Consider the following 12,585-nt stretch of genomic DNA (forward strand, 5'->3'; position numbering starts at 1 on the left):
CGACAAATCAACAGTCATTCAGCCGTCATAGAATAAATTTGTTAACATTATTTAATACCGTGAGTGTTGTACGCCCGTTCGGGGGGATTACTAATGGACACGAGTGACCGGAAACGTGAGCGACGGCAGTTCGGAATCGCTCACCTCGGAGGGGTCGATGGCGACTGAAACCACGGAAACGGGGACGGAGGCGGAAGGTGAAACCGGGTCGTTCCTCGACACGTGGGGGACGCTCGTCGTCGTGACCATCGTCATGTTCGTCGTCAGCCTCGACGGGGCGATGATTCCCGTGGCCATCGAACCGATCAGCACCGACCTGCGGACGGGTGCGAGCGGCGTACAGGCCGCGCTTGCCATCTACTCGGTGGTGGATGCACCGCTGTTGCTGACCGGCGCTGCACTCGGCGTCCTCTACGGGAACAAACGGATCTTCAGGTACGGAATCGTGCTCTTCTCGATCGGGACGCTCATCGGTGCGTTGAGCCCGTCTCTCGGGATATTCATCGTCGGTTGGTCGGTCATCAAGGCGTTCGCCGACACCATGGTGACACCCATCTCGCTCGCGTTGCTTCTCGCCACCTACGACGGGAAACGGCGGGCGACCGCGTTCGGCGTGTGGGGTGCGGTCACCGCGTCGGCACAGGCCGTGGGACCGTTGCTGATGGGATTTCTGGCCACGGTCGCGACGTGGCGGTTGGCCATCGGCCTCGAAAGCGTCGGCCTGCTCGCGGCGTTCCTGCTGTTGTTTACGGTTCGTGAGACCGAGACGCAGGAGGAGGCCGTGTTCGACTGGGGTGGAACCGTCCTCTCGTTTCTCAGCGTCGGGGCCATCATCGTCGGCTTCCTGTTGGCGGGGCAGTACGGGTGGGTGACGCCGATTCGCCCGTTCGTGGTCGGTGGCGTGACGATCGCGCCGTTCGGGCTTTCCATCGTCCCGTTCGTCTTCGGGTTCGGGCTGACGGTGCTGTGGGGTCTCGTCGAGTGGGAGCGACGACGGTTGTCCCGGGGGGAAGCCGCGCTGTTCCGCCCGAAACTGTTCACGAACCGCGTGTACGTGACGGGGCTTTCGATTTACGCCATCTACAGCATCGTCACGACCGGGTTCGGTTTCGTCCTGCCGACGTTTCTGGCGATGGCCGTCGGGTTCGACCCGTTGACCATCGGCATCGCGTTCCTGCCGTTCGCCGTCGCCGCGATTCTCGTCTCGCTGGGGTCCGGAACGGTGGAGAAGTACCTCTCACCGAAGCGCATGATTCAGGTCAGCGTCGTCCTGTTCGTCGTGGGACTGCTCCTGCTCGGAACCGTGCTGTCACCGACCGTGTCGGTCGTATCGATGGTGGCACCGTTGGCCGTATTCGGGGCGGGTGCCGGTCTCATGCGAGCGCCTGTCTCGAACGTGTCGCTGTCCGCGGCGGGCAACGAGAAGGGTGGTGAAGCATCCGGGATCCTCGAAACCGGGAAGGAGTTCGGACGGGGGTTCGGTAACGCCGTCGTCGGGAGCATATTCCTGGCGAGTCTGTACGGCGGCATCGTGGATCAGGTCCTGAACTCCACGGGCATCAAGGTGTCACAAACCGAGCGAAGCCGACTCATCGTGTCGCTCGAAGATGCGGCTCAAAACTTCAATTCGCCGGGGAACAGCGCCGCCGCCGGGGGGCTTCCGAAAGCGGTGCAAGGGTTGTTGAATCGAATCGTCGAGACCGCGGCCGTCGATGCGGTACAGATCGCGCTGGTTCTCGTCGTCGGGTTCGTCCTCCTGCAGTTGATACTCTCCGGGTTCCTGCCGAACACGCGTCGCTCGGAGGAAGACGAAGAGTGAAGGGATGTATCGACTGTGTGTCTTTTGACGAATTCGCGGTCGAAAGCAGGGACAGGGATTGAAGACGGCGATAACGGTCGAAAACGGTACCGGAGGTCGGTCGATCAGTGACGCGCGGTGCCGGGGGACGGCACCGGCGTTCGTTCGCGCGCCGCCCTCCGTCGTCCCATCGCGACGATGGCGAAGGAGACGCCACTAACGAAGAGGTTGACGCCGAAAACGACGCTCAACGGTTCGAGCGACCCGACGGGAGGGACGAGCAGGACGACGACAGCGGCCAGCAATGCGACGACGCCGCTGAGAACGACCCACACCCAACCCGTCTCCGGGCGAGTTTGAACCCCAATTCCGATTTCGAGGAGTCCATCGAGCAGGAAGAATCCGAACAACAGGGCCGTCAGCGAGGCGACCCCCGCCAGCGGGTTGACGAGGAGCACGAGTCCGAAAACCGTGTAGACGACGGCGAGCAGAACCGCTCCTCGACTGCCCGACCACTCCCTCGCGCCGAATCCCGACGCGGTGAGCACTGTCCCGCCGAGCAGCAGGAGAACGCCGAACAGCGACGAGATGGCGACCGGCGTGGCGAACGAAACGAGAAGCGGGATGCCCCCCAGTCCGGCGCGTATCCGTGCCGCACCGACGACCGCGACGATACTCAACAGGATCAGTAACACCCCGACGCCCAGAAGCAGACGCCACCGACTCTCGGCGGAACTCGCTGGTCGGTCTTGCGATGGCTCTTGATTTCGGATTTCGACACCCATTGTTCCCCCTCCATCCGGCCGTACGCCGGGCAGCGGCATAAACGAGTAGTCCCGTAGATGAACTCGTCGGCCGGTGACGAACGAGAGAGACTCAACGACTGGTGACGAACAAGTAGAGACCGCCGAGGACGAACAGGACGCCGACGACGAGAAAGGTGATTCCGACGTAGTCGATCAGCCGTCCGGCGAACAGGCGGATGAGGGCGATACCGAAGATGAACGAGGCGAAGCCGGTTCTGACGTACGAGAGTATCGTCCGAGTCCACGCAAGTCGCGTTCGTTCATCCGCGACGCCGCTCTTGGGACCCTCGTCAGTCGAGTCGATCGAGTCGGTTGCATCGGTTGCGTCGGTCGGCATGAACCCGAACACGACTCGGCCGAGCAAATCACTGTTCCCGGGGCGGTCGTTACGACATCCTCATCGGTTCGTTACCGTATTACGGGTACTGTCACGCCGGAGAGGGGCGATTCGGCTATATCTTCAGCTAGCCTACACCAATCCATGGCAACGAATTGGAGAGCGGTGATACTCGGGTTCATCGTCATGGTCATCATCGGCACGTTCGGCGGGGTTGTCATACCAGTCGTCGGGACCATCGGTGGCGGGGTTATCGGGGGATTCATCGCGGGCTACATGGCGGGGGAGGGAATCGGAAACGGAACGTGGAACGGACTGCTGGCCGGTGCGTTCGGCGGTATCGTCGGCGCGATACTGCTCGCGGTCGGTGGCGCGCTCATCGGGAGCGTCGCGGGACCCGTCGGAAGCGTGCTCGCCGGGACCGGCGTCCTGCTCACCGGCATCGTCGTCGCGCTCCTGTTCGCCATTCCGAGCGGAATCGCGGGTGCACTCGGCGGGTGGCTAAAGGGCTCTCGGCAGAAACGGGGCGTCAAACCGGCCGAACCCGCGACACGCTGACTCGGCTCCCGAATGTCGCTTTTTCGACCACCGGCACGGACTCGCCCGGTTACGGGACCGGGACGACGACACGTCATTCTTCGACATCGGATACGGCGACCCGGCTAGATTGAACAACGTCTCGTCGGCGTCCTCCGGTTACGCACCCCTGCTACAGCCGGGTACGACACAGTTTACGGGTGAAGGGTCGGGGGTCGCTCGTGAGCACCCGACGACGAGTGATAGATCGCTGTTCCGGTGTCGGAATGGAATAGGTGGAGGCGTTCGGGGTCGGCGGTGAGACCGACCGTTTCACCGACTGTTACCTCCCGACGCGGATCCGCTTTGACCGAGAGTTCGTTCCCGCCGACGGTCCCGCGGAGCAACAGCGACTCCCCGAGCGGTTCCGTAACGTTCACCGAGAGGTCGATGGTTCCCACCCCCTCACCGACCGTGAGGTCTTCGGGGCGGATACCGACCTGCGCGTGGTCGATCTCGGAGCCGATGTTCCCGTTCGCTCGGGGAAGTCGGATGCGGAAGCCGTCGCCTTCGGCAAACCGGCGTCCGTCGTCCTCCGAGATGCGAGCGGGAAGGACGTTCATCGATGGACTGCCGACGAACTCCGCGACGAACCGGTTGACGGGATAATCGTAGAGCGTCTGTGGCTCGTCGACCTGTTGGATTTGACCGTCGTTCATGACCGCGACGCGGTCGCCGAGCGTCATCGCCTCCGTCTGGTCGTGGGTGACGTAGATGGTGGTACGTTCGAGTTCGGCGTGGAGTTCGGCGAGTTCCGCCCGCATCTCGACGCGAAGTTTGGCGTCGAGGTTCGACAGGGGTTCGTCCATGAGCAGGATTTCGGGGTCTCGAACGAGCGTGCGACCGATGGCGACTCGCTGTCGCTCACCACCGGAGAGTTCGCCCGGCTTCCGGTCAAGCAGGTCGGTGATGTCGAGGGTGTTGGCCGCGTCGGCGACCGCTCGCTCGATTTCGTCGTCCGTGTACGATCCCGACGAATTCATCCCGAAGGTCATGTTACGCTCCGCGGTCATGTGCGGGTAGAGCGCGTAGTTCTGGAATACCATCGCCACGTTCCGATCCTTGGGGGGAATTCCGTTGATCACGTCGTCGCCGAACCGAATCGCTCCGTCGGATATCGTTTCGAGTCCGGCGAGCATGCGGAGTGTCGTGGACTTTCCACACCCGCTCGGCCCGACGACGACGAGGAACTCGCCGTCGTTCACTTCGAGGTCGATGCCGTTGACTGCCGTTACGTCGTCGTCGTACCGTTTGACGACGTCATTTAGTGAGATGGTTGTCATTATTGATCACTTTTGTTGAAGACCGAACGTCTGGAGGAGCGGTCGGTGCAGGACGAGGAGGACCAAGAGCGGTGGAATGAGCGCGATTACGGCACCCGCCATAATGAGACCCCATTGGGTCTGTCCCGCGGCGCTGGCCGACTGCAGGAGTTTGACGCCGACCTGCGCGACCTGCTTTCGCTGCGTGCTCATGATGGTGAGTGGCCAGAGGTACTGATTCCAGGCGTAGATGAACTCGATGACCGCCACCCCGGCGATCATGCCCTTCGACATCGGCACGAGGACGCGAAACAGGAAGGTGAGCGGTCCGATCCCATCGAGGCGGGCGGTTTCGACCAGTGAATCCGGGATGGACCGGAAGTGCTGCCGAAGCAGGAAGACGGTCGTCGCACTGGCGAGGTACGGCGCGGTCAACGCGAGCAACGAATCGGACCACCCGATGTTCGCCACGAACTGGAATAACGAAAGGATACGCACCGGGACCGGGAGCATCAGCGTGAACAGGATGAACATGAACACCAACCGCTTGAACCGAAACCGGTAGTAGACGATGGCCAGCGCTGCGAACAGCGAGATAGTCACCTTGCCCACGACGATGACGAGGGACATGACGAGCGAGTTGAGCAGATACCGACCCATCCCGTACTCGGTCATGGCGGCGACGTAGTTGTGGACGGCCTGCCCACCGGGGGCGAGGTTCGACGTCTGGTATATTTGGTTCGTCGTCTGTGTGCTCATCAGGAGCGCGAGCAACAGGGGCAGCGCCATGACGAGCGTCGAAGAGACGAGCGCGACGTGCACGAGGAGGTTGTCCGGAAGCACGTCCTGCCACGACTGCCGTCGTACTCGCCCGTCCGTGGCGAGCGAGTCCGTACTCATGAGCTACCTCCATACTGGACGTAGCGATCGGAGAGTCGCAACTGGGCGTAGGTCAGCACGCCGACGATGGCGAACAGGATGACCGACTCGGCGGACGCGAGTCCGGGGTTCGAGAACTCGAAAGCGTCGCGGTAGAGTTTGAAGATGAGGAAGTTAGTCGCTCCGTTCGGGCCGCCGTGGGTCATCAGGTCCACCAGCGAGAACGTGCTGAAGAAGGCATAGATGGTGTCCATGACGACGAGGAACAGAAGCGTTGGCGAGATAAGCGGGACGTAGACGCGGGTGACGAGTTGGAACCGTCCAACACCGTCGAGGCGCGCGGCCTCGTTGAGCGTCTCCGGAACGTTGTTCAACGCGGCCAGGATGAAGATGATGTTGTAGCCGAGTTGCTTCCAGATGGCCGCGATTGCGACGACTATCAGCGCGAGCGAGCCGTTCGTGAACCAATCGAGAGAGATGCCGAACAGGTCGTCGAGAAAGTACGTGATGACGCCCAACGAGGGGTGTAACAGGAAGAGCAGAACGGTCCCTGCAACCGCTGGCGGAAGCGCGTACGGCCAGATGGCCGCCACGAGATACGCCGCCTGTCCGGTCGTCACCTCGTAGAGGAGCGTCGAGACGAACAACGAAATAGAGAGGGTCCCGACCACGACGACGACGGCGAAGAGGGCCGTCATCTCCATGCTGTGTCGATACTCGGGCGAGGTGAGGAGGGTGACGAAGTTACCCAATCCGACGAACGTCTTGTGAATACCCAGCACACCGGTGTTGTAGAGACTCAGACGGATCGTGTCGATCGACGGATAGTACAGAAACGCGACGAGGACGACGATCGTCGGCAGCAACAACAAGAAGGCCTGCCAGGTGCTCGAATACGTGGATTCCTTGGTGGACATAGAATACTGAGTTCGAGAGTTACTTCCCGTTCGAGCGGGCCAGTTCCGATTCGACGTCCTTCTTCGCACTGGCGAGTGCGCTATCGACGCCGGTACCCTGGATCATACTCACGTAGCTCTTCTCGACGATCGTTCGGGTTTTTGCGAACGGTGCCATCTGTGCACCACGGGTCGCCGTCGTGTCCTTCGTGGCCTGAAGCTGGTTGAACGCGGTTTTGAAGTTGGGATTTTGGTCGAACCAACCGTTGTCTTGGAGTTGGCTGACGGCTTCCTTTCGAACCGGGAAGTAACCGGTGTTCTTGTGCCATCGAACCTGCTGTTCGGGCTTCGTGAGCCACACGAGGAAGTCCGCCGCCGCCTTCTGTTTGGCGTCCGAGAGGCCCTTCGGGACCCAGAGCGAACCACCGCCGATGACGACGCCCTTTCGCTTCCCCTTCGGGACGGGCAAGTAGCCGGTTCCCATCTCGAACCCGTTCTCTTTCGCGCCCGCCGTGGTGGAGGAGATACCCGAAGTGGAGGTGATGAGCATCCCGACTTTTCCAGCGATGAACGCCTGTTTCGCGGCGCTCCATGCCTCGATACCGGGATTGAGGTATGCACCCTGATCGTACAAGTCGGTCCACCAGTTGAAGATGCGCTTTGCCGCGTCGCTTTCGAGATAGATTTCGGTCGGATTACCCGCACGGCCGTTCTTCTCGTCGACGAGTAGTTGGTTTTGCTCCGCCATCCACTGCTCGACGAACCAGCTGTGGTTCGGCCACGTGATTCCCTTTTTCGTCGCACCCGAGTCCATCAACTTCGCGGAGGCATCCGTGATCCCTTGGAAGGTTCTCGGGGGATTCTCGGGGTCGAGACCGGCCTTCTCGAAGGCGTCTTTGTTGTAGTACAGCACCGGATTCGAGGAGTTGAACGGCATCGAATTGAGCGTGTCGCCGATACGGTAGTAATTGAGAACCGGGTTCAGAAAGTTGTCGTAGTCGATATTATCCGACGGAATGATGTCTTGGACGGAGACGAACGCATCACTGGTTCGTGCCAGTCCGGTCCCGATGTCGAAGATCTGTGCGACCGCCGGGGGTTTTTTCGCTTTGACCGCCGAGAGGGTCGAATTCAGCGTCTCGCGGTAGCTTCCCTTCGAGGTCACCTCGACGGAGACATCCTCGTGGTCGGATTCGAAATCCGATCCCATCTGTTTCAACAGCTTCGCGGTATCGCCACCCATCGCGTGCCAGAACTTGATGGTGGTCGTGGAGCTTCCACCGGTCAATTGACCGGCACAACCGGCGAGTGTCACTGCACCGGTCGCAGCGCTCGTGGCGAGAAACGTTCGACGAGTGGAATCGTTCGTCATTACCTGTCGATTCGAACAACCGTACTTAAGGCGTTGTAATAGCTCTATGTGGAGAGTACATAATCATACGTAGTCGTCTATTTCGATAGGATGCATGGGATAGTCACGGTTCCGTTCTCGAACATCTCGAGAAAAACGGAGCGTCGAACCGTCCGAACCAGCGACCTGCCGATCGATCATCCGACATTTTTCGAGACGTGATACAACGACCCGGTGAGACTGAAGAACGTCCGTCCAGCGCGCTCCCGGCTTCGAACGGCGCGTTCCCATGTGTCCGCCACGTCCCGCGAACGTTCCGTCCAACGTCGTGTTGCAGACGGTGTACTGTTCGACGGGCAACTTACAGGTTGTTTTCGACCGACCGTTCCCGTCGAGCCGTGGCGCAACGCCCTTACGCGCCGGACGAGTAGGCGAACGCGATGGTTCGGAACGTCGCACCCGAGATGGCGGAGTTGGAGCCGGAGGATTTCTATCTCCTCTCCGGCGTCGAGCAGGGGATGCGCTTCAGCGAATGGGTGCAAAAGGAGAAGATTCCAAACTTTTCACGGCTGACCGCAGAGGAGGTCGAGTACCGAATCGACCGCTGTCTCGACCGCGAACTGCTCCAGCGCAAGACCATTCAGTACGAGGGCTACACCCTGACGTTCGAGGGATACGACGCGCTCGCGCTCCGGACGTTTTCCGAACGCGAGACGATTCAGGGCGTCGGCTCGCCGCTCGGCGTCGGGAAGGAAAGCGACGTGTACGAGGTACAGTCGTTCCGGCCGCTCGCGTTGAAGTACCACCGCGAGGGGTACACGAACTTCCGCGAGGTGATGAAGGAGCGCGATTACACCTCCGACAACGAGCACGTCTCGTGGCTCTACACGGCCCGGAAGGCCGCCGAGCGGGAGTACGGCATCCTCGAAACGCTGTACCCCGACGTGAGCGTCCCGCGCCCCATCGACCACAACCGCCACGCGATCATCATGGAGAAGATCGACGGCGTCGAACTCGCGCGCTCGAAGTTCGAGGACGCGCAGGTCGTCCCCGTACTGGACCTCGTGCTCCGTGAAGTGAGCGACGCCTACCAAGCAGGCTACGTGCACGCGGATATGAGCGAGTACAACGTGTTCGTCAACAGCGAGGGAATCACCATCTTCGACTGGCCCCAGGGCATCCCGACCGACCACCAGAACGCGGCGGAGTTCCTCGAACGCGACGTTCGGAACGTGGTCGGGTTCTTCGAGCGGAAGTACCCGCGGCTAGTCAGTGACGTGGACGTATCGGCGGTCGCGGACGCCATCCAAAAAAACGAGTTCGAATCGGTTCGCGCGTACTCAGAAGACGTACGATAGCACCGCCAGTACGAGGAACACGATTACCAGCCACTTGGCGATATTCATCGACATACCAGCGATACCACCCGCGCCGAGCACGGCAGCGATGATGGCGAGAATGACGAACGCAACCGCGAGTGCCAGAAGCGCCATCAGTGGCTCACCCCGCTGACGTATCTGTGTGCAAGATACATGGGTATCCATTGGACAGCTAATTATATGGTATGTTGGGCTGAATTAGCAAGGTAGGGATGTTATTTGTGGCCGAAATCGGATTTTATCACAGGAGATGAGGTTTCCAATAATTATTTTCTTGTTAAAATAGATTGAATAAATTGATAATATGTGGGAAATATTGTGTGTATATGGCACGACAAGATGTCGCCAAATACCTCGAACAGCACCCACGAATGATCGGCGTTTTGTTCATGATGACGTTGTTGATGATGCAGACTGTGCCTGTGTTGGCTAATGGCGAAGCGGCTAAACATGGTCCGTAAAACGTCATCCAATATAGTTTGAAACCCCCCAACGAATCTGTCCATCAACTAGAACTGGACCTGATTGTATATCCAGATATTTTCTCAGTAAAGAGTCGTTAACGTTCTCAAAAGAGACATTATTTGGAATAAGATTCCGTGAGCGAGTTCCGAGAACATTAACACTGATCGTTGATCCAAGCTGACACAACATATTTGGGTATGATTCCACCGAAACCCGGTAGATATTCTCGTCCATTGTGGTGATCGATGCCAAGCTAGCTACTCCTCCGCCCGGTTGTACCAACAAACGACTTCCATTCCCTAATGTGATATATCTATATCCAGAGACACTTTCCCGGCGAGCGATCGATAACGCAGTTCGTAGGGAAAACCCTGCGTTGAGTAAACCGGCAAACGTCTGACCGACCCGAGTAGCCGTGGTATTTGGAACATCTGACAATGTCACCACTCCACCAATACTTCCCTTTTCGATCAGAGACATCCCTTGCTCATATGACGAGCAAGCGTTCAAAAAGAACGCATTGATGGCGACATTATCGAGGTTCTGCACATCCAAATGGCCATCAACACAGAGAAAGCCACCTTCATCTACGTGACCGATGTAGTGGAACAAATCAGTAGGTGTTTCAAAAATTTCACGGAGTTCAGACACGGTGCAATCATAATCAATTGTTACATCATATTCGACTAGCTTTCGAAAGTCGTACAGATCATCGACAATTTCACCAGACATGTTAGTATCATTACAAACAACCCGGATACTGATATTAGATTTAGTCGGAGCAGAGTAGTCAAATCTACGTTTGAGCGACTGAACCGTTAGTTTGTTCGCTCCTAAAGGAAACCCATCTCCGACCCACGCTTGTTCGATTGTCTCTACAGGGTCTGGATGGACGATTTTCTCCGTGCTCGTTTGATCTCCTGTTCCCCTTAGAAATTCCGTATTGGCAGACGGTTCTCGTTTAGAGAATCCCGCTCGGTAGAAATCACCAAGCATCTGTGGCTGTGAAATCGTCTGCTCTACAGATCGAACCGGTGCACAACGAATCTGAGAGAGATCGTACGCGAGAAATGGGAGCGCCGCTGCATGCTCGCTGATCGGCATCACATCGGTAGTGAGCGGCCATGTCGGAACATACTCGGAAATAGTGTCGTACGAAACCGAAAGATACGCCTCCAGTTGTTCAGGAAGTGAGCGCTCGTACATTTCTGCTAAATCGAAATTGAGCAGTGGCTCCACTTGATTCCGCTCGTAAAGGTCTGATTTGACGATTCCTTCAGTGTTGACGACACAATCGAGAAAGACTACTTGACGGAGAAGACGATGAAGTGTTTCCTCGTAGGTACAGTCGGACAGCAAAGAATATTCGAAATCACCGGCCACCAACTGCGGCGTTCCGGTAGTTGGAACGACTTCTGCACCAAGGTAGTACGCAAGTGATGCGGCCGGAAACACCTTTTTGTGTGTCAATGGGAGTTCGAGCTGCACATCCGTATCCGGCCGCTGAATGGAATCCGGAACGTGGAATTCGTTGCCAAGTTCTAGAAGCGGCGGATGCCCTCGAAGTGTCGGATGAGCACGGTCAGGGGTCGTCATCTTGAGCGCGGACCCGAACGTCGAGAGTGCACGCATCGTGTCTTGAACTGATCCAGTTACGGTAACGGTCCCTTGTGGCGACTCGTGGAACGACCGTGCACCGACCTTGACAACCGTCGTTTCGTCGAACGAGAGACGAATCGAATTCTTTCCTTTTCTGATCGTAACCGGAGAGGAGATAGACAAGTAGACGACTATTGACAGACCATTGATTTGCAAGTACCGCGGCCTCCCATCAAGTGAAAGCTCCGTATCACTGTTGGGCGTGAAATCTTGCTCGAACTCACCATTCCCAGAATACACAGTAACGCTCGCCAACACCGGTGAGACTATTTCGTCCGTCTCGATGGTCACCGCCGAGTCGATAGGATAGTAAAACGAGTCAGTGTCCGCTGGCGTCGGTTCGACCGGGCGCGGCGTGCGCAGTTCGAACCGAACTTTCTCGATTGGGTCGTAAATCTCGATGCCGGGGTCTCCCAGCAATGGGGTGAACTGTGGTTCCACGGTTGTTGAGTGAACTGCGGTCAGAGGTCTACCCACGCGGTCGTCGTGCCGAGTTCCGGGACGTGCCAGCGGTGGTCAGGGTCGTCGCCGTTCTGCTGGCGGAGTTCGATACGGGCGTCGAACAGCGGCGACAGTTTCGCGACGAGGTCGGCGTCGTCCGGCATGGGGAGGTGGTAGTGGGCCATCCCGCGAACGCCCTTGGTGACGGCACCGACGGAGCGCAGAAATCGCTTGACTGCCGGGAGACGATGCTCGTCCACGAGGTAGTTCAGCGAATCGACACAGAGCCGCAATTCCGCGGGGGAGACACCACCGGCGTCGTCGTCGTAGAACCCAATTGCGGTCACGATCTCCTCGCGGAGTTCGTGCAGTCCGTTGTGGCCGTCGAGCGGCGGGAGTTCGTCACCGAAACTCGACGCGGCCTCTGGCATGGCGCGGCGTCGGTTGCCACGGTCGATGAGCCACACTGAGGAATCGTCGTACGAGACGGTCTTCGGGAAATGTTCGTCCGCGGTCGCGATGCCAGCGTCGGTGAGCGCGAGGACTCGCTTCCGGTCGTTCATATCGTCGCCGAAGAGGGTTCGTGACGCCCGGTTGGTCACGCATTGAGATACTTCACCCGTGACGAGGAGGTTACTGCCGCTCTGCCGAAGCGCTTCGAGGTGTTCTCGAAACGCATACACGTCCTCCTTGTCCCGGAATAACGGCAGATCTCCTTTCATCTTACATAGTTTTC

At 58.6% G+C, this 12,585-nt stretch carries 12 protein-coding genes; 3 read left to right on the top strand and 9 right to left on the bottom strand.

What is annotated here, in order from left to right; translation table 11 throughout:
- Positions 1–115 precede the first annotated feature (115 nt).
- Entirely contained in the window at positions 116–1,819 is a 1,704-nt protein-coding gene (locus NKF25_RS09670; RefSeq protein WP_253226473.1) for an MFS transporter, read from the top strand.
- Between the two features lie 104 nt (positions 1,820–1,923).
- Here the strand turns inward: NKF25_RS09670 and NKF25_RS09675 are convergent, their stop codons facing one another.
- Both NKF25_RS09675 and NKF25_RS09680 read right to left on the bottom strand, forming a co-directional pair.
- Complete coding sequence (locus NKF25_RS09675) at positions 1,924–2,583, bottom strand: DUF308 domain-containing protein (RefSeq protein WP_253226474.1); 660 nt, start codon at positions 2,581–2,583, stop codon at positions 1,924–1,926.
- A gap of 91 nt (positions 2,584–2,674) precedes the next feature.
- Positions 2,675–2,941: a DUF202 domain-containing protein gene (locus tag NKF25_RS09680; RefSeq protein ID WP_253226475.1), complete on the bottom strand. Its 267-nt coding sequence runs from the start codon at positions 2,939–2,941 to the stop codon at positions 2,675–2,677.
- Positions 2,942–3,085: 144 nt separating this feature from the next.
- On the opposite strand from NKF25_RS09680, the gene NKF25_RS09685 reads away from it, so the two are divergent.
- Positions 3,086–3,499: a DUF5518 domain-containing protein gene (locus NKF25_RS09685; protein WP_253226476.1), complete on the top strand. Its 414-nt coding sequence runs from the start codon at positions 3,086–3,088 to the stop codon at positions 3,497–3,499.
- 173 nt (positions 3,500–3,672) lie between these two features.
- Here NKF25_RS09685 and NKF25_RS09690 read toward each other — a convergent pair whose 3' ends face one another.
- The 4 genes from NKF25_RS09690 to NKF25_RS09705 are packed head-to-tail and all read right to left on the bottom strand — an operon-like array spanning position 3,673 to position 7,926.
- Complete coding sequence (locus tag NKF25_RS09690; protein ID WP_253226477.1) at positions 3,673–4,800, bottom strand: ABC transporter ATP-binding protein; 1,128 nt, start codon at positions 4,798–4,800, stop codon at positions 3,673–3,675.
- Between the two features lie 6 nt (positions 4,801–4,806).
- Entirely contained in the window at positions 4,807–5,679 is an 873-nt protein-coding gene (locus tag NKF25_RS09695) for a carbohydrate ABC transporter permease (protein WP_253226478.1), read from the bottom strand.
- Positions 5,676–6,575: a sugar ABC transporter permease gene (locus NKF25_RS09700; protein WP_253226479.1), complete on the bottom strand. Its 900-nt coding sequence runs from the start codon at positions 6,573–6,575 to the stop codon at positions 5,676–5,678. Before NKF25_RS09700 ends, NKF25_RS09695 begins: the two co-directional genes overlap by 4 nt.
- 19 nt (positions 6,576–6,594) lie before the next feature.
- The gene (locus tag NKF25_RS09705; RefSeq protein WP_253226480.1) at positions 6,595–7,926 is read right to left on the bottom strand and encodes an extracellular solute-binding protein; all 1,332 of its coding nucleotides are present in this window, start codon (positions 7,924–7,926) and stop codon (positions 6,595–6,597) included.
- 419 nt (positions 7,927–8,345) lie between these two features.
- Between NKF25_RS09705 and NKF25_RS09710 the strand changes: the two genes are divergently transcribed.
- Positions 8,346–9,263, top strand: coding sequence for a serine/threonine-protein kinase RIO2 (locus NKF25_RS09710; RefSeq protein ID WP_253226481.1), 918 nt, complete (start codon positions 8,346–8,348; stop codon positions 9,261–9,263).
- Here NKF25_RS09710 and NKF25_RS09715 read toward each other — a convergent pair.
- The 3 genes from NKF25_RS09715 to NKF25_RS09725 all read right to left on the bottom strand — a co-directional run bounded on the left by NKF25_RS09715 (position 9,246) and on the right by NKF25_RS09725 (position 12,571).
- Positions 9,246–9,398 (bottom strand): DUF1328 domain-containing protein, encoded by a 153-nt coding sequence (locus NKF25_RS09715; RefSeq protein WP_082837798.1) that lies wholly within the window; start codon positions 9,396–9,398, stop codon positions 9,246–9,248. The genes NKF25_RS09710 and NKF25_RS09715 overlap by 18 nt on opposite strands.
- A 351-nt stretch (positions 9,399–9,749) precedes the next feature.
- Positions 9,750–11,849, bottom strand: coding sequence for a hypothetical protein (locus tag NKF25_RS09720; RefSeq protein WP_253226482.1), 2,100 nt, complete (start codon positions 11,847–11,849; stop codon positions 9,750–9,752).
- 20 nt (positions 11,850–11,869) lie between these two features.
- Positions 11,870–12,571, bottom strand: a complete 702-nt coding sequence (locus NKF25_RS09725) for a hypothetical protein (RefSeq protein ID WP_253226483.1) — start codon at positions 12,569–12,571, stop codon at positions 11,870–11,872.
- Positions 12,572–12,585: the final 14 nt, after the last annotated feature.

Origin of the sequence: Haladaptatus sp. AB643 (assembly GCF_024136975.1) — an archaeon.
Taxonomy (GTDB): domain Archaea; phylum Halobacteriota; class Halobacteria; order Halobacteriales; family Haladaptataceae; genus Haladaptatus.

What these genes read in the sequence shown, in the direction of transcription:
- NKF25_RS09705 (WP_253226480.1), bottom strand. Translation starts at nt 7,926, where the DNA reads ATGACGAACGATTCCACTCGTCGAACGTTTCTCGCCACGAGCGCTGCG.
- NKF25_RS09680 (WP_253226475.1), bottom strand. Translation starts at nt 2,941, where the DNA reads ATGCCGACCGACGCAACCGATGCAACCGACTCGATCGACTCGACTGAC.
- NKF25_RS09685 (WP_253226476.1), top strand. Translation starts at nt 3,086, where the DNA reads ATGGCAACGAATTGGAGAGCGGTGATACTCGGGTTCATCGTCATGGTC.
- NKF25_RS09695 (WP_253226478.1), bottom strand. Translation starts at nt 5,679, where the DNA reads ATGAGTACGGACTCGCTCGCCACGGACGGGCGAGTACGACGGCAGTCG.
- NKF25_RS09715 (WP_082837798.1), bottom strand. Translation starts at nt 9,398, where the DNA reads ATGGCGCTTCTGGCACTCGCGGTTGCGTTCGTCATTCTCGCCATCATC.
- NKF25_RS09675 (WP_253226474.1), bottom strand. Translation starts at nt 2,583, where the DNA reads ATGGGTGTCGAAATCCGAAATCAAGAGCCATCGCAAGACCGACCAGCG.
- NKF25_RS09725 (WP_253226483.1), bottom strand. Translation starts at nt 12,571, where the DNA reads ATGAAAGGAGATCTGCCGTTATTCCGGGACAAGGAGGACGTGTATGCG.
- NKF25_RS09700 (WP_253226479.1), bottom strand. Translation starts at nt 6,575, where the DNA reads ATGTCCACCAAGGAATCCACGTATTCGAGCACCTGGCAGGCCTTCTTG.
- NKF25_RS09710 (WP_253226481.1), top strand. Translation starts at nt 8,346, where the DNA reads ATGGTTCGGAACGTCGCACCCGAGATGGCGGAGTTGGAGCCGGAGGAT.
- NKF25_RS09690 (WP_253226477.1), bottom strand. Translation starts at nt 4,800, where the DNA reads ATGACAACCATCTCACTAAATGACGTCGTCAAACGGTACGACGACGAC.